Genomic DNA, 20639 nt, shown 5'->3' with positions numbered 1-20639 from the left:
CTTTTGGAGGTCCGAGCCGCGCAGCGGCTGAAGTTCTGCAACTTGTTAGCTGCGTTTGCTAAAAAATGATCTAATATCACCGCTTCTATGACTTCCATTCAGCTGGTTAATGGCGTGATATATTTTAACCAATATGATTGAACCGTAACCATGCCCGGAGGATCCGTAAATCATATGATTTTCATCTGTCATACAGTATTTAGGGTCATCAAGAGCATGGAATGTCCGACAATTAAAAGGTCTAAATTCGTATACCTTACACTCGCCATATTCTGATAGGAAAGGACAAATTGATTTACCATTTTCATTTTTTACTGGAATAGAGTTCGGTTTAACGTTAGCATTCTGTGCAATATACTCTGCTTCCAGTGAGGTAATATTAATATCATTTTTACAGCAGTGGCTGCACCCTTTCTTACACACTGAAAAACCAGATATGAATTTATTATATTTATTCATATATCCATACATAGCATTTAGAACTTTTAACTGATTGTCTAAATACTGATTAGTCTCTACTTTCAGTGCTTGGAATTGTTGATCAAGACTTTTAGGAATAGGAGGAAGCTCAAATTCATCTGTCTTATTACGATATACAACTTCCCTAGTATTCTTCTTTTTCAACCATCCGAACATGATCTCTCCTTTTAGATGCCTAACGCCTGAATCAGGTGCGACGTAGGCGTCACCTGAATTCATTTGTTAAGCGATGATTGCTCAATCGCTATAAGTTTATATAACCATTTTTCTTTATCTGTTACCGGATTGATTTTACATGTCTCTTCGATTGTTGCATTTACAATACTTGGAACATTGAACTGATATGACTCCAAAGACTTATCGAGCTTACCTTTTAACAATTCCCCATCATTTTTTACAACTGCAAAAAAATCATTTTCGATATCAACTCCAACAAGCCTTATATCTTGATACTTGGTTGTTTGTGTATCACTCGAATCATCTTCTTCCAGCTGTCTCAATGCCTGTTTTATTTGATCGAATGAGATTTTTGAAGATATAGAATTACCATGCGGATCAGACCATTCAGATTTAACTGAAACTCCTGCCGCCACCAACTCTTTAAGTACCGCTTTGTATCTAACCCTAGACAGCAAATTGTATCCTTTCACTACTTTTAGAACTCGGTTACCTTCTTCAGTAGCAGTAAGCAACTCCATGAATTTGTGGAGATTTCGATTTTGGCTTGAGTCTGGGAATAAATCGCTATTTTTGCTTTGCAGCCTAACACCAAAAGAACTCGCAAAAAGACCTGTTACCATGAGCGTATTTTCATCTTTTACATGCTCTGGAACTCTACGAATATCAATATCGCTGGGACATGCTGATGAAAAAAGGTAGTTTTGTAATGTCGTAAGTATTTTACCCAGCTCATCGGATGCAATTTCATATGTTTGATGCGCCTTACTAAATGCCAAGTCAAGAACTTGTCTCGAATTTGCAACAGCTGCTTCTTGATTACTTACTACTTTTTGAGGAAGCGTAGTTGATGGGGTGTCGTATTCTAAAAATTCACCTTCATCAGGCAGCCACTCAGGGTCGTAATTTTCTGGACTAATTAGGTCTATATTAAATTCATTTGTAGATGCAACTGTAACCAAGTATGAAAACCCTTCTTCAGGTTTTTCAAAGCTCGAACGAATATCAATTGTATTATTTTTTAAAGCACAGTACTTTTCAAAGCTAACTTTTGAGTAAAGCCAAACATCACTATCATTTATATAGTCAACCCAGTGGACAAGATATATTTGTCCTGTTTTATTTTTGCAGCTATAGAATCTTGGACCTTCAAAAAAATCAAATATTTCCCAAGGCTTGAGATTTTTCACCTCAACACTTAGATAGTTATGCTGCGGCATTTTCTTCCACCTCTATAAACCCTCTTTCAGGCTGCTCAGTGGATACCCACCATGTTATATGAGGCCTTTTAAATGTTTCAAGCACCATTCCATCTTTCTTCTTAATAACCCCCTTTGATATTTTGTGATTCTTAAATTTCTTTTTATATTTCTTTCTCCATTTAATAGCGCCCTCAATAGTTTTAAAAGCTGACAATCCATGAGAGCAGCAATTCATGAATTCATCAAATTTCTGATGTGGAGTTTTAAGCTCAACCGCAAGCGGAACAAAATCACTAGAAGTAGGAGGGGAGTTTTCTACCAACCTGTACAGTTCTATTTCATCATTTCGTGCTTCTTTTGGTGGGCATTGTGTTGGAAGTGTATATTTCCAATCCATAATTTTAACTCCAATATTCTTTTAGCGCTTAACATTTATACAGCAGTCCCAAAGGCCACTCCCTCCAGACTACTATCCCAGCCCATAAGTTAATCCTCAGATAACTCAAAACCCAGAGCAGCCTTATTATTTCCGGCCTTTACAATATTCATATTCATCAGGCAAACCAATCATGCCGACCATTATCAAAATTTCACCTTAAAGCAGGATATGTTTGTAAACCCTAGCTTCCCAGATATGAGCCCTGACGACCACTTTGCCCGTCATTCTGACCTGACAAGAAAGCATCTACTGCATAACCCCTCGATGGCATACGAGCCCGGTAGCCATACAGATATTGCGAAAAACCGCATAGCGCTTCGACTTCGGATGAATATCAGTGACAGAAAAGGATTTGATGAAGTTTCCAGGCTTGAGCTTTAGGCACGCTACCGCCCGGACCGTGCTCCATCACAGCGTGGTACTACTCCAATTGTCGAGGTCTGATTAAAACAACAAAGGCCTGCGTGAGCAAGCCTTTGATTGGGGGACTTTAGTCGCTGATTAGCGGAAGGTGAACTGACCGGCTTCCACATCGACGCCAATTTCGCTGCCGGGCGGATAGTCGCCAGCCAGCAGTTTCTGGGCCAGCGGGTTTTCAATCCACTGTTGAATGGCGCGTTTCAGCGGGCGGGCACCGTAGATGGGTTCGAAGCCGACGTCGACCAGTTTTTCCATGGCGGTGGGTGTCAGAGTCAAACGCAGGTCGAATTCGGCCAGGCGTTTGCGCAGACGTTCCAGCTGGATGTTGGCGATACCGGCCACCTGCTCTTTGCGCAGGCTGTGGAATACCACTACTTCGTCGATACGGTTGATCACTTCCGGACGGAAGTGCATGCCGACCACTTCCATGACCGCTTTTTTCATCAGTTCGTAGTCGTCATCGTCGCTGTAACCCTGAATCAGGTCAGATCCCAGGTTGGAGGTCATCACCACGATGGTGTTACGGAAGTCGACGGTACGGCCCTGGCCGTCGGTCAGGCGGCCATCTTCGAGGACTTGCAACAGGATGTTGAAGACATCGGGGTGCGCTTTTTCGACTTCGTCCAGCAACAGGACTGAGTAGGGTTTGCGACGCACAGCTTCGGTCAGGTAGCCGCCTTCTTCATAACCGACATAGCCGGGAGGTGCACCGATCAGGCGGGCAACGGAGTGTTTCTCCATAAACTCGGACATGTCGATGCGCACCATCGCCTCTTCGGTGTCGAACAGGAAGTGTGCCAGGGCTTTGCAGAGTTCGGTTTTACCTACACCGGTTGGGCCAAGGAACAGGAAGCTGCCGCTGGGACGTGCGGGATCAGCAAGGCCTGCGCGGGAGCGGCGCACGGCATTGGAGACGGCGACGACGGCTTCAGCCTGACCGACGACACGGCTGTGCAACGCATCTTCCATGCGCAGCAGTTTATCGCGTTCACCTTCCAGCATTTTGCTGACCGGAATGCCGGTCCAGCGGGCGACGACTTCGGCCACTTCTTCTTCGGTGACCTTGTTGCGCAGCAATTTGGATTCATGCGCGCCCTGTTCCGCCGAGTCAGCCGCCTGCAGCTGTTTCTCCAGTTCGGGAATGCGGCCATACTGCAGCTCTGCCATTTTGGTCAGATCACCGGCACGACGGGCCTGTTCCATCTCGACACGTGCCTGGTCGAGCTGTTCCTTGACCTGTGCGGAGCCTTGCAGGGTGGCTTTTTCAGCTTTCCAGATCTCTTCCAGGTCGGAGTATTCTTTCTCCAGCTTGGTGATATTGTGCTGCAGCTCTTCCAGACGTTTGCGGGTGGCATCGTCTTTCTCTTTTTTCAGTGCTTCGCGTTCCATTTTCAGCTGGATCAGACGGCGCTCCAGACGGTCCATCTCTTCCGGCTTGGAGTCCATCTCCATACGGATACGGGACGCGGCTTCGTCCACCAGGTCGATGGCTTTGTCCGGCAGCTGACGGTCGGTGATGTAGCGCTGGCTGAGTTTGGCCGCCGCAATGATGGCCGAGTCGGTAATATCGACACCATGGTGCACTTCGTAACGTTCTTTCAGGCCACGCAGGATGGCGATGGTGTCTTCTTCGCTGGGTTCGTCAACAATGACTTTCTGGAAACGGCGCTCCAGTGCGGCATCTTTTTCCACATACTGACGGTATTCATCCAGGGTGGTAGCACCAACACAGTGGAGTTCACCACGTGCCAGCGCAGGTTTGAGCATGTTACCGGCATCCATCGCGCCTTCGCCCTTACCGGCACCCACCATGGTGTGCAGTTCGTCGATAAACAGGATGATCTGGCCTTCCTGCTTGGAGAGTTCATTCAAAACGGCTTTCAGGCGCTCTTCAAACTCGCCCCGGAATTTGGCACCGGCGATCAGCGAGCCCATATCCAGCGCCAGCACCCGTTTGTGCTTCAGGCCTTCGGGCACTTCACCGTTGATGATGCGCTGCGCCAGACCTTCAACGATGGCGGTTTTACCGACACCGGGTTCACCGATCAGCACCGGGTTGTTTTTGGTACGACGCTGCAGCACCTGAATGGTGCGGCGGATCTCTTCATCACGACCGATCACCGGGTCGAGTTTGCCGCTTTCGGCACGTTCGGTGAGGTCAACGCAGTATTTATCCAGTGCCTGACGGGATTCTTCGACATTGGGGTCAGTCACGGCAGCGCCTCCACGCATGTTGTTGATGGCCTCGATCAGTTTTTCACGGGTGACACCGGCTTCTTTCAGCACACGGCCCGCATCGGTTTTGTCATCTATCATGGCCAGCAGCATCAGTTCGCTGGCGATGTACTGATCGCCACGCTGTTGTGCCAGTTTATCGGTCAGGTTGAACAGGCGGGCCATATTCTGCGACAGACGGATTTCACCGTCCGGGTTCTGTACTTGTGGCAGGCGGTCGAGTGCTTCACCGATTTTACGGGTCAGCAGGGGCAACTGGGCACCGGCCTGTCCCAGCAACGGGCGCACGGAGCCATCGCGCTGTTCGATAAACGCGGCCAGCAGGTGAATCGGTTCGATGAAGTTGTGGTCTTTACCGACCGCCATGGACTGGGCGTCGGTGAGTGCATCCTGTAATTTGGATGTAAATTTATCGGGTCTCATGCCCCTCTCCTTAATTCTGCATCAGTGCGGCGCGGCTGGGCGCTCACATTTGGGTTTGCTGAATTAATGGGGCTGCATTTTGATCAATTCAAGTGGTTACTTTTTAAACAGCTCAATTATTCTTCGATCCAGATCAGACTGACCATTCGCCCGGTCTGACCGTCACGACGGTAGGAATAGAAGTACTCACTATCGGTGAAGGTGCAGAAATCACCGCCATAAATGTCGGTGACGCCCGCCGCATTCAGACGGATACGCGCCAGCTGGTAGATGTCGGCAAGCCATTTTTCCGGATTGGTGGGCGAGCGGACAAAGGCATCGGATGCCAGGGGCTGCTCTTCACAGAAGGCCAGAAAGACGTCGTCTCCGACTTCAAAGGCCAGCGGACCGATGGCCGGGCCGAGCCATACCTGTACTTCAGCCGGGTCGTCGAATACGGCCAGGGTATTTTCCAGCACACCGCCTGCCAGCCCACGCCAGCCAGCATGTGCTGCCGCAACCCGGCTACCGGCACGATCACAGAAGAGTACCGGCAGGCAGTCCGCTGTCATGATCGCACAGGCCAGGCCCGGTTCATCACTCCAGCAGGCATCGGCAGCCATGGGGCAGTCATCGGCAGCAGCCTTAACCACACCACAGCCATGTACCTGTTCCAGCCATTGGGCCGGTTTTTTCAGTCCCAGGGCTTTTTGCAGTATCTGACGGTTCTGTTCAACATGAGCAGGATCATCGCCAACGTGGAAGGCAAAGTTCAATCCGGCAAAAGGTGCCTCACTGACACCATCCAGTCGGGTGGTGGTCAGGGCATGTATACTCGGCTTTACCGGCCAGCTGGCTCTGATCAGTTTCATGATTTACAGCTCGTAGTCGTGTTGTTCCGCATCCTGCTTCAGCAACTGACGCAGGGATTCAAAGTCGTCGGGCAGATCGATTTCCCAACTCATTAACTGACCTGTACGCGGGTGCCAGAGTTCCAGCTTTTTCGCATGCAGTGCCTGACGGCGCAGCTGTTTCAGGTTTTCCTGCAGGGCTTCAGAGCAGCCTTTGGGCAAGCGGAAACGACCACCATACAGCGGATCACCTATCAGCGGATAGTTGATATGCGCCATATGTACGCGGATCTGATGGGTGCGTCCGGTTTCCAGTTTCAGGCGGATATGGGTGTGGGCACGAAACTTTTCCAGCACCCGGTAGTGAGTGATCGCTTCCTTGCCAACGCCGACTACAGCCATTTTCTGGCGATGTTTGGAGTGACGCCCCATCGGCTCATCAACACAGCCACCACCGGTCATCACGCCCTGGACGATGGCTTCATACTCACGCCCCATGCTGCGATCCTGCAGTTGTGCAACCAGATCGGTTTGCGCCTGGATGGTTTTTGCCACCACCATCAGACCGGTGGTATCACGGTCCAGACGGTGTACGATCCCCGCTCGCGGAACATGGGCAATCGCCGGTGAATGGTGCAGCAGGGCATTCAGCAAGGTGCCATCGGCATGTCCGGCGGCAGGATGCACCACCAGCCCGGCCGGTTTGTTGAGAATCAGGATATCCTCATCTTCATAGACGATATCCAGCGGGATGGATTGCGCTTCATGGCGCTCAATCGCCGGAATCTCGACGGACACGGTGATCTCTTCACCACCGTTCAGCTTGTCACGCGGACGGCGCGCCTCGCCATTGACCCGCAATGCACCGTCTTTGATCCAGCTTTGCAGCCGGGAACGGGAGTAGTCGGGGAACAATTGCGAGACCGCCTGGTCCAGTCGTAAACCGTACATATCGGCCGGTACGCTGGCTTGTAATTCAACCTGTTCTGACATCGGATTCCAATCTTTACTCAGGGATGTTTTAGCTTGGCATCGGGTTGTGTTTTAATAGGCCCGATTAAACGTACTTCCAGTATAACTGAATCCGATCTGAAACGCCGGATTCAGTCAACATCTCAGGATAAAGCGATATGCAACTTGTCAAAGTGATTGGCGCTCTGACCCTTTTGATCCTCCTGTCCGGCTGTTCCTGGTTTGGTGGCGATAAAACCATTCCGGATATTCCCGAACAGATTCTCTATGACGACGCCATGAGTGCGCTGGATGCAGGCAACTGGTCGCTGGCCATTGAAAAGCTTCAGCTGCTGGAAGCCCGTTATCCTTTCGGTCGCTTTTCCGAGCAGGCTCAGCTGGAACTCATCTATGCCTACTACCGCAATAGTGAGCCTGCAGCCGCCCGGGCAGCCGCTGACCGTTTCGTGCGACTGCACCCGAACCATGATCATATTGATTATGCCTACTACCTGAAGGGACTGACGTCGTTCGAGGAGGATCGCAACTTCCTGGCCCGCTTCCTGCCGCTGGACGAAACCCAGCGCGATCCGGGTGCAGCGCTGGATTCCTTTGAGAGCTTCTCGATTCTGCTGAACCGCTACCCGGACAGTGAGTTTGCGCCGGATGCCCAGCGCCGTATGCAGTATCTGAAGAACCGTCTGGCCACCTATGAGATTCATGTTGCCAGCTACTACATGAAGCGTGAAGCCTGGGTGGCTGCCGCGAACCGTGGTCGCTATGTCGTCGAGAATCTGCAGGAAACCCCGGCTGTACCGGATGCACTGGCGATCATGGCAGAATCCTATACCAAGCTGGGTATGCATGATCTGGCGGAGAATGCACTGGAAGTCTTGCGGGTGAACTTCCCGGATTATGTAATTCGTCCTTTCTCACCACAGCGCTTCGACCTGCTGTATACCGCAACCTTTGGTCTGCTCGGTCAGATTGAACCGGCGACTCCGGCCCGTCCGGTAAACCCGGATCGCCTGCGTCAGGCAGAAGCTGATGGCGAACGTAATACCAGCAGCGGACGCCGGTCACTGCTGCACCGTATCAGCTTCGGGACACTGGGCAGCGATGGCAATGAGCAGGAAAGCGGCGAGCTGATCGAACAGGCTCAGTAAACGCATCTGCGCCCTGTCCAACAAGCCACCTTCGGGTGGCTTGTGCCGTTTTAGCCATGATGGAACTTTGCGTCACGCAACCGGTCTGTTATGTTATAACAAAATTAACCTGTTCCAGGAGTACAACATGATTAAACTGACGCTTCCTTTCCTGTTGGCTGCCAGCAGCCTGGCCTTCGCCCATTCATCGCATGATCACAATCACAACCATGATCATAACCACGACCACGGACACAGCCATGATCATAGCCACGACCAGCATGCACTGGATTCGCATGTCCACGGTATGGCGAACCTGGATGTCGTTCTGGAAGGTTCCATGCTGCTGGTCAGTCTGAAAGCACCTGCTGCAGACTTGGTTGGCTTCGAGCATCAGGCCAAAACCGATGAACAGCGCGGCCAGGTCTATGACATGCTTGGCAAAATGGAGCTGCCTGAAATACTCTGGTCACTTCCGGTTGCCGCCGAGTGTGTGCGTCAGGACGTCCAGGTCGAACACGATCTGCTGGAAGCAGCACATGACCACGATCACAAACATGATCATGACCACAAGCACGGCCATGACCACAAACATGACCACGACCACAAACATGACCACGACCACAAACATGACCACGACCACAAACATGACCATGACCATGACCATCATGATCATGCGCATAGCGATGTACTGGTCGATTATCATTATGAGTGCGCGCATCCGGAACATCTGGATACTGTTCGTGTCAATCTGTTCGACGCGTTTCCATCACTGCACGACATTCAGGTTCAGCTGATCACTGAAGGTGGTCAAAAAGGCCAGACACTGAATGCTGCACAAAACCTGATCCGAATGAACTAATGACTGATACCACTGCGATTGAAGTACAACAACTCCGTTTTGGCTGGAAACCTGACCAGCCGGTTCTGCAAATTGAACATCTGCATATCCCCAAAGGTCAGCAGGTGTTTCTGCGCGGTGCTTCCGGCAGTGGTAAAAGTACGCTGCTGAACCTGCTCGGTGGCTTGATGTCACCGCAGCAGGGTCAGATTCAGTTACTCGATCAACTCCTTAACACGCGTTCACAGCGCTTTCGTGACCGCTTTCGTGCGGACCATATTGGCGTGCTGTTCCAGCAGTTTAATCTGCTGCCTTATCTGAATCTGATTGATAATGTCACCCTGCCCTGTCGTTTTTCCAGCCTGCGCCGTCAGCGTGCAGGTAACCCTGAGGCGGCAGCTGAAAGCCTGCTGCAGGCGCTGGGGTTACAGTCGTTTGTCGAGCACCCGGTGAAAACGGCAGAACTGTCGATCGGTCAGCAACAACGTGTCGCGGCTGCACGCGCTCTGATCGGGCAGCCGGAAATCCTGCTGGCAGATGAGCCCACTTCAGCGCTCGACAGTGACAGCCGGGATCAGTTTCTGACATTGCTGTCACAGCAGTGCCAGCAGCATCAGACCACGCTGGTATTTGTCAGCCATGACCTGAGCCTCAGTCATCACTTTGACCGCGTCATTGATCTGTCCGAGATCAACCACAAGGGAGCTGTCTGATGTTGATGCTGGCACTACGCAGTTTATGGAATCGTCGCGGTACCGCGGCACTGACCCTGTTAACCATTGCCATCAGCGTATTGCTGCTGACCGGGGTGGACAAGCTACGTCAGGATGCCCGACAGGGTTTTTTCAATACCGTGTCAGGCACGGACCTGATCGTTGGCGCACGCAGTGGTTCTTTGCCGCTGCTGCTCTACTCTGTCTTCAACATTGGCCAACCCACCAACAATATCCGCTGGAGCAGTTACCAGCAGATCGCCGAGCATGATCAGGTGGCCTGGAGCATTCCGATTACACTGGGTGACTCGCATCGCGGTTTTCGTGTGGTCGGCACCACAGAGGATTACTTCAAACACTATCGTTTCGGCCAGCAGCAACCCCTGCAGTTCAGCCAGGGTCAAGCCTTTGATGATCTGTTCGATGTCGTCATTGGTGCTGAGGTCGCACGCGCGCTGAAGTATGAACTGGGTGACCGGGTGGTGATTGCGCATGGCCTGGGACCTGGCAGTTTTGCCAATCATGATGACAAACCCTTCCAGGTATCCGGTATTCTGCAGCCCACCGGCACACCGGTTGACCGTAATCTGCTTATCAGTCTCTCCGCCTGGGAAGCCATTCATCTGGATTGGCGCGCGGGTACACGAATTCCCGGTCTGAATGTCTCCAAAGATGAGGCACGCGAGATGGATCTGACACCCAAGCAGATTACCGCCTTTCTGCTTGGCCTGGAGTCACGTATCAGTACCTTCCACCTGCAACGTGCCATCAACAACTTCCGTGCGGAGCCGCTGCAAGCCATTCTGCCCGGCGTCGCGTTACAGGAACTCTGGCAGGTGATGTCGATTGCCGAACGCACCCTGCTGATTATCTCTGCCTGTGTCGTCTTTGCTGGCTTCACCGGTATGCTGGGCATGTTGTTGACCAGCCTGAATGAACGTCGTCGCGAATTGGCGGTCTTACGTGCTGTAGGTGCCAGCCCCCTGCGCATTGTGGCGCTGCTGCTGTTTGAGGCGATGTTACTGACCTTCCTTGGCATTCTGCTGGGAATGTTACTGCTGACCCTCCTGACACTGGGCATTCAGGACTGGCTGGCGTTAGAGTATGGTATTTTCCTCAGTAATCCTGGCTGGCCCACTGGCACACAATGGTGGCTGCTGGGTGCCGTGCAATGCGCAGGTTTGATCACCGGATTGATTCCTGCCTGGCGTGCTTACCGCTATACTCTGGCCGACGGCCTGACACCCAGACTCTGATTGCTGACAGGAGGCGTATGCCCAAGCTGATTCTGACCCTGCTGGTAGCCCTGCTACTGGCCGCTCCCGCACATGCCAACGACCCGGTGGAGTTCACCTGGGATGAACTGATGCCGGAAGACTACACCCTGTCACTGGCCGATCTGCTCGGCGATTTCGACTATGATCCCTACAGTTTTGACATGCTGGATGACTTCAGTCCCGAAGCAGAAAAAATGCTCGATCAGATGATGTCAGTCCTGGCGTCAGCACCGGTGCGCGGTGAGCTGGACGGCAAAATGATCAGTATTCCCGGATTTGTTGTGCCTCTGGAAGCGGAACAGACCCGCGTACACCGCTTTTTTCTGGTGCCTTATTTCGGTGCCTGTATTCATGTACCGCCACCACCGTCCAACCAGATTATCGATGTGCATTTTGAGCCTGGCACTCAGGTTGAAAACCTCTGGGATGCTGTCTGGGTGACCGGACGTCTGAACACGGTGACCTTCAGCCATGAGATGGGTACCTCCGGCTATCGCCTGGAGGCCTTTCAGATCACCCCCTACGACTGGGATGCCGCCGAAGAAGGTGAGTGGTAACGCGCTGTCAGGCTATTCGCCTGCCCGCCAGCCGGACGTAATCGGGTAACGCCGGTCACGTCCGAATCCACGCTGGGTAATACGCGGGCCTATCGGTGCCTGGCGTCGCTTGTATTCATTCAGATCGACCAGACGAATCACCCGCTGTACCACATCGGCATCAAAGCCTTCGGCAATAATGGCGTGGGCACTGTAATCCTGCTCCACGTACAGCTCGAGAATGCGGTCCAGCTCATCATAATCCGGCAGTGAATCCTGATCTTTCTGATCCGGTGCCAGCTCAGCCGACGGCGGACGGTCGATGACCCGCTGCGGAATGGCAGCCGAGAGACTGTTGCGATAGTTCGCCAGGCGGTACACCAGGGTTTTGGGGACATCTTTCAGCACATCAAACCCACCGGCCATATCGCCATAGAGGGTTGAGTAGCCCACGGCGACTTCGCTTTTATTGCCAGTGGTCAGCACCAGCGCACCGGTTTTATTGGACAGCGCCATCAGCAACACGCCTCGACAGCGCGCCTGAAGGTTTTCTTCGGTGGTATCCGGCTGTCGCCCCACAAACGATGGTGCCAGTTGCTGCATGAAGCTGTCGTACAGTGGCTCAATCGAGATCGCCTGATAACGCACACCCAGCAATTGCGCCTGGGCTTCTGCATCTTCAATGCTCATCGATGCCGTATAACGAAACGGCATCATCACCACTTCAACACGCTCAGGGCCCAGCGCATCTACGGCAACCGCAGCGGTCACGGCTGAGTCGATCCCGCCGGACAGTCCCAGTACGACACCAGGAAAGCGGTTCTTTTCAACATAGTCCCGAACACCCGTGACCAACACCTGATACACCGCTGCTTCCAGCGACAGTTCCGGTGATGAAGGCTGACAGGCTGTCAGGGTTCCACTCTCGAGACACAGATCGACACAATCCAGCGATTCGCAGAAATGTGGAGCGGTGAACACCGGGGTGCCCTGTGCATTCACGACGATCGAGCCACCATCAAAGACCAGCTCATCCTGACCACCAAACTGATTCACATAGATAATCGGTGCACCACACTCCTGTGCCCGCTGCGCCAGCACCTGCTGCCGCAAACCGGTCTTGCCGGCATGGAAAGGGGATGCATTCAGGTTCAGAATCAGCTCGACTCCCTGATCTTTCAACTGCCCGACAGGCCCGGAATGCCAGATGTCTTCACAGATACTCAGGCCAATGCGACAGCCCTTCAGGTTAAAGGTGCCCGACTGGCTGCCTGCGACAAAGTAGCGTTTTTCATCAAACACCTGGAAGTTAGGTAAACACTGTTTGGCATATTCGAAAATTAGTTCACCTTCATGAATCACACCCGCCATGTTGTACAGCCGCCCGGCCTGATAGCGCGGATAGCCCAGTACCAGCGTGATGCCACGTAATTCATCTTTCAGCTGCTGCAAGGCTTTCTCGACCCGGGTTTCGAGACTGGGGCGCAACAACAGATCCTCAGGTGGATAGCCGGTCAGCGCCAGTTCGGAACAGAGCAGCAGATCCGCCTGATGCTGGTCCCGCGCCTCAGCGGCAGCCGCCAGAATGCGTTGCAGATTACCGGGAATATCTCCCACCATGAAGTTCAACTGGGCCATCGCGACCCGAAGGGTGTTGGTCATTACCTGAAAGTGCTCATCTGGGCTCAATGAAGATGGAGCCATTCTGCATCAGAACGGCCCTGCCCCACTATTTTGCAATGTTTGGGGTTCAAGAGCCAGTTTTGCTGACCTGGAACGTTAGAATGTAAAAAATACAAATAAAAGTTCCGGATTTCCAGCTCCCATTGGTTATAGATAAATATATTTATCCAACATACTAGCCAAGAAGTTCAACATGAAAGCCAAACGCACCCTCTATACAAAACCACTGTTACTATCCATGCACCTGGCATTATTGTCTGGAAGCATTTTTTTTATAAGCCATGCTCCGAAAGCCGAAGCTCAGCAGCAAGCGCAAACCATTAACATTCCTGCAGGCACGCTCATTGACGCCTTGACAAAGTTTGCACTTGAACAAAATGTCTACTTGATTGGATCTACAGAGTTAGCCGAGGGTTTATCCAGTAATGGACTGAGTGGTTATCACACAGTGGAGAGTGGGTTCAAACAACTTCTTGCGAATACAGGGCTTGAAATCGTTCCGCTTACAGACAAGGGCTACGGATTACGAGCGGTGCAGACCACTCAAATGGACGAACAAGTACGCCTTGCAGATCTCTTCGTGACAGCCACAGCAGAGCAAATGCTGCGCCAGTCACCAGGGGTTTCAATCATCAGACGAACAGACCTGGAGAAAACACCGGTTACTAATGACCTGTCAGAAATTGTTCGCCGGATGCCCGGTGTTAACCTGACTGGCAATTCATCAACAGGTCAATTTGGCAATAGCCGACAAATCGATCTGCGTGGTATGGGACCTGAAAACACCATGATTTTGATTGATGGTGTACCTGTGTCGTCGCGCAACTCTACTCGCATGGGACGTAGTGGCGAACGCAACACACGAGGCGACAGCAACTGGGTGCCTGCAGAAATGGTAGAGCGTATCGAAGTCATCCGAGGTCCGGCTGCTGCAAGGTATGGTTCTGGTGCATCTGGCGGTGTGGTCAACATCATTACAACGGCTCCAAGTCAAACAACCCAGAGCCAAATCACCTATTACACAAACAGGCCCGAAAATGATAATGAGCAAATAACCAACCGTGTTGGCTATAACGTCTCAGGACCTGTCAGTGAATCGGTATCCTATCGTTTCTATGGTAGCTACAACAAAACAGATGCAGACTCACTGGATTTGAATGAAGCATTTGCCACAGGCGTTACTCCACCTGCAGGCCGTGAAGGAGTGGTGAATGAAAATGCGAACCTTCGACTCCGTTGGGATATAAATCCGTCCAATATCGTTGAATTTAATTCAGGAGTGAGTCGCCAGGGCAACATTTATGCAGGTGACCGAGCCATGAATGCCGGCTATGAGGGCATTAATAATTTGGCGGAGGAGGGCACAGAGACCAATCGCATCTATCGTTACACCGGATCTCTTTCACACCGAGGGATATGGGAAGGTGGACGCACATCACGTGTCAGCCTGGCCTATGAAGAAACCAATAACAGACGCCTGAGAGAGGGACTTTCAGGTGGATCCGAAGGCGCTTTCCTGCGTGATCCCGATAACACAGCTGCCGCAACCAATGAGATGTCGACTTCAATTTTGAAAAACTGGTTCATGAATGGTGAGTTTAATACACCTTTACATCATGACAGCGTCGATCAAATGTTAACACTCGGTTATGAAGTCCGGTATGACTCACTGGATGACCCCTACTCGCTGAGCAATAGCAGTGCAGATCTTGGCTTGGATGAGAATCGAAACTCTGTAGCAGATGCGACCAGCATTGCCGTCTTTATCGAAAATAACATGCAGCTTACGGATCAACTCGCTATCACACCCGGACTGCGAATCGATCACCACAGCCAATTTGGTTATAACTTGAGCCCCAGCTTGAACCTCTTTTTTGATTTCGCACCGAACTGGTCCATCAAAGGTGGTATTGCACGTGCCTTTAAAGCACCTAATCTGTATCAATCCAATACCAATTATTTTTGGGAAACACGCGGTAATGGCTGTCCCGTTAATTGGCCCAGACCCAACAACTCCGGTTGTTTAATCCAGGGTAACTCCGATCTGAACCCTGAAATCAGCATCAATAAAGAGGTTGGCCTCTTCTTCGACGATCAAAACGTATCTGCCGGAATTACCTACTTCCGCAACGATTACGATAATAAAGTGGTTGCAGACATGCCCGATTTAACACCTGAACTACTCCCCAGCGGTCGTTATCTGTTCCAGTGGAGCAATTCCGATAAGGCGATCGTTCAAGGAATTGAGGGTCATCTGACAATACCACTCCTGGGCCGGCATGATCATCGTTTGAAGCTCAGTAATAACTTCACGTATATGATCGAAAACCATAACAAAACAACAGATCAACCCTTATCGGTTATTCCTGAATACACCATCAACAGCTCGCTGGACTGGCAAGCGAACGAACAACTTAACCTTGTCCTAACCGCGACCTTTTATGGTGAGCAGGAACCCAGAACCCGCAATATTAATGGTGCTGACACGACTGGAGATGCTCTCTCAGTGCGCAAGCCCTACCATATTTTTGGAGCCAGCGCTGAATACAGATTCAATGAACACATCCGCGGCAGAGTTGGGGTTTCCAATCTGCTGAACAAACAGCTGTATCGCGAACACAATCAGAACGGAGCAGGCGCAGCAACTTACAATGAGGCAGGCCGCAGCTATTTTGCCTCTTTAACCGCCTCTTTCTAAGCATATGAGAATAGCCATGAAAAAACATATTTTAACCTACTCTGTTTTTGCTGCTCTTTGTCTGACAGCAGCACACGCAGAGCCTCTAGATCCTCAAGCACTTGCAGAGCAAGGTATACAGGCTGGCCAGCACTATCCAGGGTTACTGAACTTATGCGATTTAACAATACCCTTACGTACAGCAGGCAACCGCCCCGCCAACCTTGTCAATGAGCGCTCGACTCAGCAGCGCGTGCGCAGTCTGCCAGAACCAATACCTACGCAGGTTTTTGATAATTTATATTTTGTTGGGCATGCAGGCGTTTCAAGCTGGGCACTGACAACAGATGAAGGGATCATTATTATCGACGCTTTGAATAATAACGAAGAAGCACAGCGCTATATCGAAGAAGGGCTTGTCACGCTTGGATTAGACCCCGCAGATATAAAGTACCTAGTGATCACACATGGCCACGGCGACCATTACGGGGGGCAGGAATATATCGTTACTGAGTACGGTGCGCGTGTTGTCATGAGCGAAACAGAGTGGCTCATGCTCGAACTTGATGGTGTCAATACAAGAAACCCTCGCTGGGGCACCCCACCCCATCGGGATATTTCTGTACAGGACGGTCATGTGCTTGATCTGGGTGATCAACAGCTTTACTTGTATTTAACGCCCGGACATACCCCTGGTACACTATCTTTGATATTTCCTGTAAAAGATGGCAATACAACACACTATGTTGCCTTGTGGGGTGGCACTGGATTTAACTTCGGACCTAATATCCAACGGTTTGAACAGTACTCTGCATCCGCATCACGCTTCAGAGAGCTTGCTGAGAAGCATAATGTGGATATCTTTTTAAGCAACCATTCCAGTCGGGACAACACACTGGAGCGTATCAAGCTATTAACACAATCACGTCCAGACGGGATACATCCTTTTGTCGATGCGAATGCCCTGGATGTTTTTAAACTCTTCGAATACTGCTCACTGGCTCACGCAAAAAATCTGCAGCTGACACAAGCTGAACGCTGATCATATCGTTGCAACTTCTGCAGTGACCTGTATTCGCTGCAGAATCAAACTGTTTTGATGGCTTCTATCTTAATCCATCCGGGCAAGGGCCTGGATGCTTTCACCGGCAAAGTCGATTCCAGCATCTTAATGACCGTGTTCATATCCTGTATAGGAAAGTTACCATACACTTCCAAATCAGATACTGCTGGTGAAACAGAAATAAAACCTGAGTAATAACGCTCCAACTCATGGAGCAAAGTCCCAAGCGATATACGATTAGCCGTGAAAGAGCCCTGAATCCAATTTCTTCTGTTTGCATCAGTGCTGGCTTTTTCTGAGCGCCCATCGGAATGAAGCGTAAGCATTTGCCCTGTATGCAATGATTGAACTGTCGAGTCTGAAGCTATGGTCATCTGCACATCACCTTCAAAAACGGTAATGATGGCCTTGTTCTGATCGCAATATACACTGAAACAGACTTTTGTAGCTGAATTAATAATCGCCAAACGTGTATCTATATAGATTGGTACTGGATCTGCTTTTATTGAATCAATCAGTATTTCACCACTGAAAAGTTGAATCCGACTATCTACTCCCTGATGCAGGTTTAACTTTGAACGCGTATTGACCCAGAGTGCCGTGCCATCTGCCAAGCTATGATTTTGAATCTCACCTTTTCCTGTTCGTATGTCAGGCATAAAGACTATCCATGGTAATGACCCAGACTGATTATTTAACACCGAGGAGCCAATCAAAGCACCTAAGGATACCAAACCAATAGAAGATAGAAATTTTCGTCTCGAAATTAATCGACGGTTTACCACCGTAATTTTCTGAAAAATATCGTCCGGTTGAGCGCAAGACTTTAAAGAGGAAAAATTGCTATGTAATTGTTCAATATACTGCCAAGCGAAAAAGTGCTGATCGCTCGTTGCCAACCAGATCTGCCAACCCTCACGTTCCACTGATGAAGCACGACCATCACGCAGCACAGCAAACCATTCAGCAGCTTCAAGCAACAGGCTATCAGGTACTTCTTTAGTTAAATCACAAACAGAAGATTGTTGCGTCATAACACAGGTTATTCAAGTAAAGTGTGTACGGTATTTTGAATCGATAACCTTGCACAAGCCAACATAGCTTTAGCAACATGCTTTCTTACCATACGATCCGAAATACCCATTTCATTTGCAACCTGCTGATCTGTCAGATCACACACAATCGCCAGCATGAATGCACGTGCCGTTTTTTCAGGCAAACGCTCAAGTAGCTGGCTGAGTTGCTCCAGAGCCGCCAGAACCGCAACCTGATGCTCAGGAGAGGGGTGTAGCTCTTCAGAAGTACACTGCAATGTTTCAATCCAGGCACGCTCAATTTCTTGCTGACGCCAACGATTAATGCACAAATTTTTTGCAGTTTTTTTCAAATAGGCACGCGCTTCATTCCCTGAGTCAAACTGTACCTTCCGGGTTGTTGTCATCAGGCGTATGAACGTATCCTGGGCAAAGTCTGCAGCAGATTCATGACAGCCCAAACGCCCCTGCAACCAACGCTTAAGCCAGTTATTGTGCTCTACATAGAGTGTTTTGAAATACAAACTATCATTAATCATCTGACTGCATTTTCAATAATCTAAATAATAATAATTATCATATAATGCAAGACATAAATCAATCAGCTCACCTACTCATGCCTGACACGTCCGGATAAAGCCAATACCAGTCGCTGCGGCGGGGATGATCCGGCCTGTACCCGGAAGCTGCCATTGGAAAAGCCGGTGACGCTGCCATCCGGTTGATAGGTGAGGCTATCGCCGCGATTCCAGGTGACGCGGACCGGTGCGGTAAAGCGGTCGACCCGCAGCAGGTGTTCTGGCTGTTCAGGCACGCGCTGACGCTGTGTGTCGACGAACATCAGCAGTCCTTGCCATTCAGTCTCGCCATTCAGGGCATCGCCGACACAGGAGGCGCCATCCTGGGTACGGCACAGGGTGATCCATTGCTGCCGGGAGATGGCTTCGATACGGGCCAGGGCAAGATGGTGCTTGATGCGCTCGGCGACCGTGTCCTGGCGTGTTTTTTCCAGCAATTCTGCCAGAGAGGGCACAGCCACGGTGAGCAGAAAGGTCATCAGTGCCAGTGTGACCAACAGTTCCAGCAGGCTGAGTCCTTGCTGATAAGCATAGCGATTCATTGCAGCTCAACCCATTGATCGAGATGAATTCGGCCAGTGTCGATGGAGTGCAGGAAGGTCACCCGCAAACGGCTTTGGCTGAGCGTTTCGCTCTCGCGTTGAATCAGCCCTTCAACGGTCAGAGTGACCCGATCACTCTGCCACTGGAGTTCTGATTCGGGAATCTGATAATAGCTGTCTATTTCAGCATTTACCTGACCCGATGCAGGCCAGCCCTCGGCCTGCCAGTGCTCCGGGTCATCATGCAACCAGTGGTAGAACGCCGCCACACCGGCATCAGCCGCCTGATCGGCTTGCATTTTCAGCCACAGCTGATGACTCATACGCTGCTGAAGTTGTGAGTTAACCGCCGCACTGAAGGTCAGCAGCGTGATGACTGATAAAAACACCAGCGTCATTATCAAGGCGTTGCCTGTCATTCTGGCATGCTTGATCCACATGGATACCTCCTTGTATCACCTCAATAGCGGCGCAGTGCCGCACTATAGTGTTGTGTTTCCGGGGCAGGCTCTCCGGAGAGTTGCAGTTCAAAACCGACGCTGCGAACCGGGAAGCAGCAGTGTGGCTGGTCGAAGTATTCCTCTGTCAGCACACGGCCATCGCCATTCAGATCCACAGCGTAGCTGAAATGAATCTGGGCGACCCCGTTGATTAATGCCTGCCCATTGCAGCGCAGCTGATCATCGCTGACATGAAAGCGATCCTGATACAGCTGTCCGGCATCCTGTAGCTGTCCCAGACAGTTGCGGCTACCTTCGACCGCCCGGTATTGCAGTATCAGCAGGCCGGGATGACTGTCTTCATCGACCTGTTCGGCCTGTCGTATTGCCCGCCGCAGCTGCACCACTGTGTAGCGTTCAATTTCCTGTGCGGAGGTCAGCCGCAGTTGGTGCTGCCAGTTGGTTTTACCGGCAATCAGCAATGACGACATGGCCAGCAACAGAAAGCTGCTCAGGGTCAGGGAGACCAGCAACTCGGTCAGGCTGAATCCGGCCTGTAAACGCTTCATCTCAGCAGTCCAGGGTGACCGGTGCATGTTGATCCCACAGCTGCCTGGGTGACAGCGGATGTTCCGGATCGGGGCTGAAGAGGCTGGGATAGCGTCCCAGCAGGTATTCGCTGCGACTACCGGCATCGAGCCAGGCGAGATAACAGCGCTGTTGCCACAGACGCTCTATAGCTTCGCCCTGAACCAGTGATTCACGCGTCAGCGTATGGCTTTGATGGGCAGTTTGCAGGTTACGCAGTTGTAGCTGGGTCAAGGCCAGGCTGGCCGTTGACAGAAGTAGCAGGGTGATCATCACTTCGGTGAGACCAACGCCCTGCTGCAGAGGCCGTGGTAAGTCTATGCGACGCATCAGATGTTCCATCCTTGAAACAGTTAAGAGTTAAG

At 51.0% G+C, this 20639-nt stretch carries 20 protein-coding genes; 7 read left to right on the top strand and 13 right to left on the bottom strand.

The window, feature by feature from the left end; all coding sequences use genetic code 11:
• Positions 1-45: 45 nt before the first annotated feature.
• The 6 genes from ADINL_RS09055 to rluD form a co-directional block, all read right to left on the bottom strand.
• On the bottom strand, positions 46-636 hold the full coding sequence (locus ADINL_RS09055; protein ID WP_051632684.1) for a YkgJ family cysteine cluster protein: 591 nt from the start codon (positions 634-636) through the stop codon (positions 46-48).
• A 59-nt stretch (positions 637-695) separates the two neighbouring features.
• The gene (locus ADINL_RS09050; protein WP_036546740.1) at positions 696-1877 is read right to left on the bottom strand and encodes a DUF6575 domain-containing protein; all 1182 of its coding nucleotides are present in this window, start codon (positions 1875-1877) and stop codon (positions 696-698) included.
• Entirely contained in the window at positions 1864-2256 is a 393-nt protein-coding gene (locus ADINL_RS09045; protein WP_036546736.1) for a hypothetical protein, read from the bottom strand. The genes ADINL_RS09050 and ADINL_RS09045 overlap by 14 nt, the downstream gene beginning before the upstream one ends.
• A 543-nt stretch (positions 2257-2799) precedes the next feature.
• Complete coding sequence (gene clpB, locus ADINL_RS09040; protein WP_036546733.1) at positions 2800-5376, bottom strand: ATP-dependent chaperone ClpB; 2577 nt, start codon at positions 5374-5376, stop codon at positions 2800-2802.
• Positions 5377-5492: 116 nt separating this feature from the next.
• A complete protein-coding gene (gene pgeF / locus ADINL_RS09035) occupies positions 5493-6227 on the bottom strand; it encodes a peptidoglycan editing factor PgeF (protein ID WP_036546731.1) in 735 nt (244 codons plus the stop codon).
• Between the two features lie 3 nt (positions 6228-6230).
• The gene (rluD, locus tag ADINL_RS09030; RefSeq protein WP_036546729.1) at positions 6231-7199 is read right to left on the bottom strand and encodes a 23S rRNA pseudouridine(1911/1915/1917) synthase RluD; all 969 of its coding nucleotides are present in this window, start codon (positions 7197-7199) and stop codon (positions 6231-6233) included.
• A gap of 137 nt (positions 7200-7336) precedes the next feature.
• On the opposite strand from rluD, the gene ADINL_RS09025 reads away from it, so the two are divergent.
• The 5 genes from ADINL_RS09025 (at position 7337) to ADINL_RS09005 (ending at position 11690) form a co-directional block, all read left to right on the top strand.
• Positions 7337-8323, top strand: coding sequence for an outer membrane protein assembly factor BamD (locus ADINL_RS09025; RefSeq protein ID WP_036546725.1), 987 nt, complete (start codon positions 7337-7339; stop codon positions 8321-8323).
• Positions 8324-8450: 127 nt separating this feature from the next.
• Positions 8451-9164 carry a DUF2796 domain-containing protein gene (locus ADINL_RS09020; RefSeq protein ID WP_051632683.1) on the top strand — a complete coding sequence of 238 codons (714 nt, stop codon included), beginning with the start codon at positions 8451-8453 and terminating at the stop codon, positions 9162-9164.
• Positions 9164-9856: an ABC transporter ATP-binding protein gene (locus ADINL_RS09015; RefSeq protein WP_036546723.1), complete on the top strand. Its 693-nt coding sequence runs from the start codon at positions 9164-9166 to the stop codon at positions 9854-9856. Before ADINL_RS09020 ends, ADINL_RS09015 begins: the two co-directional genes overlap by 1 nt.
• On the top strand, positions 9856-11112 hold the full coding sequence (locus tag ADINL_RS09010) for an ABC transporter permease (RefSeq protein WP_036546720.1): 1257 nt from the start codon (positions 9856-9858) through the stop codon (positions 11110-11112). Before ADINL_RS09015 ends, ADINL_RS09010 begins: the two co-directional genes overlap by 1 nt.
• A gap of 17 nt (positions 11113-11129) precedes the next feature.
• A complete protein-coding gene (locus tag ADINL_RS09005; RefSeq protein ID WP_036546718.1) occupies positions 11130-11690 on the top strand; it encodes a DUF3299 domain-containing protein in 561 nt (186 codons plus the stop codon).
• A 12-nt stretch (positions 11691-11702) separates the two neighbouring features.
• Here ADINL_RS09005 and ADINL_RS09000 read toward each other — a convergent pair whose 3' ends face one another.
• The gene (locus ADINL_RS09000) at positions 11703-13373 is read right to left on the bottom strand and encodes an NAD+ synthase (protein ID WP_036546715.1); all 1671 of its coding nucleotides are present in this window, start codon (positions 13371-13373) and stop codon (positions 11703-11705) included.
• A gap of 172 nt (positions 13374-13545) precedes the next feature.
• On the opposite strand from ADINL_RS09000, the gene ADINL_RS08995 reads away from it, so the two are divergent.
• Positions 13546-16050 (top strand): FepA family TonB-dependent siderophore receptor, encoded by a 2505-nt coding sequence (locus ADINL_RS08995; protein ID WP_051632682.1) that lies wholly within the window; start codon positions 13546-13548, stop codon positions 16048-16050.
• 16 nt (positions 16051-16066) lie between these two features.
• The gene (locus ADINL_RS08990; protein ID WP_204368222.1) at positions 16067-17071 is read left to right on the top strand and encodes an MBL fold metallo-hydrolase; all 1005 of its coding nucleotides are present in this window, start codon (positions 16067-16069) and stop codon (positions 17069-17071) included.
• 44 nt (positions 17072-17115) lie between these two features.
• Here the strand turns inward: ADINL_RS08990 and ADINL_RS16245 are convergent, their stop codons facing one another.
• The 6 genes from ADINL_RS16245 to ADINL_RS16445 all read right to left on the bottom strand — a co-directional run bounded on the left by ADINL_RS16245 (position 17116) and on the right by ADINL_RS16445 (position 20604).
• On the bottom strand, positions 17116-18126 hold the full coding sequence (locus ADINL_RS16245) for a DUF4880 domain-containing protein (protein ID WP_084154456.1): 1011 nt from the start codon (positions 18124-18126) through the stop codon (positions 17116-17118).
• 8 nt (positions 18127-18134) lie between these two features.
• Complete coding sequence (locus ADINL_RS08980; protein ID WP_036546705.1) at positions 18135-18665, bottom strand: sigma-70 family RNA polymerase sigma factor; 531 nt, start codon at positions 18663-18665, stop codon at positions 18135-18137.
• 71 nt (positions 18666-18736) lie between these two features.
• Entirely contained in the window at positions 18737-19246 is a 510-nt protein-coding gene (locus ADINL_RS15960) for a GspH/FimT family pseudopilin (protein ID WP_051632681.1), read from the bottom strand.
• Positions 19243-19686 carry a pilus assembly PilX family protein gene (locus ADINL_RS08970; protein ID WP_036546702.1) on the bottom strand — a complete coding sequence of 148 codons (444 nt, stop codon included), beginning with the start codon at positions 19684-19686 and terminating at the stop codon, positions 19243-19245. The genes ADINL_RS15960 and ADINL_RS08970 overlap by 4 nt, the downstream gene beginning before the upstream one ends.
• Before the next feature lie 20 nt (positions 19687-19706).
• Positions 19707-20255, bottom strand: coding sequence for a prepilin-type N-terminal cleavage/methylation domain-containing protein (locus ADINL_RS08965; protein ID WP_036546700.1), 549 nt, complete (start codon positions 20253-20255; stop codon positions 19707-19709).
• A gap of 1 nt (position 20256) precedes the next feature.
• Positions 20257-20604, bottom strand: a complete 348-nt coding sequence (locus ADINL_RS16445; protein WP_161667744.1) for a hypothetical protein — start codon at positions 20602-20604, stop codon at positions 20257-20259.
• Positions 20605-20639 lie beyond the last annotated feature (35 nt).

Source organism: Nitrincola lacisaponensis, assembly GCF_000691225.1.
Taxonomy (GTDB): domain Bacteria; phylum Pseudomonadota; class Gammaproteobacteria; order Pseudomonadales; family Balneatricaceae; genus Nitrincola; species Nitrincola lacisaponensis.
Note: the sequence above shows the minus strand (reverse complement) of the source record. Positions and strands in the feature narration are given on the sequence as shown.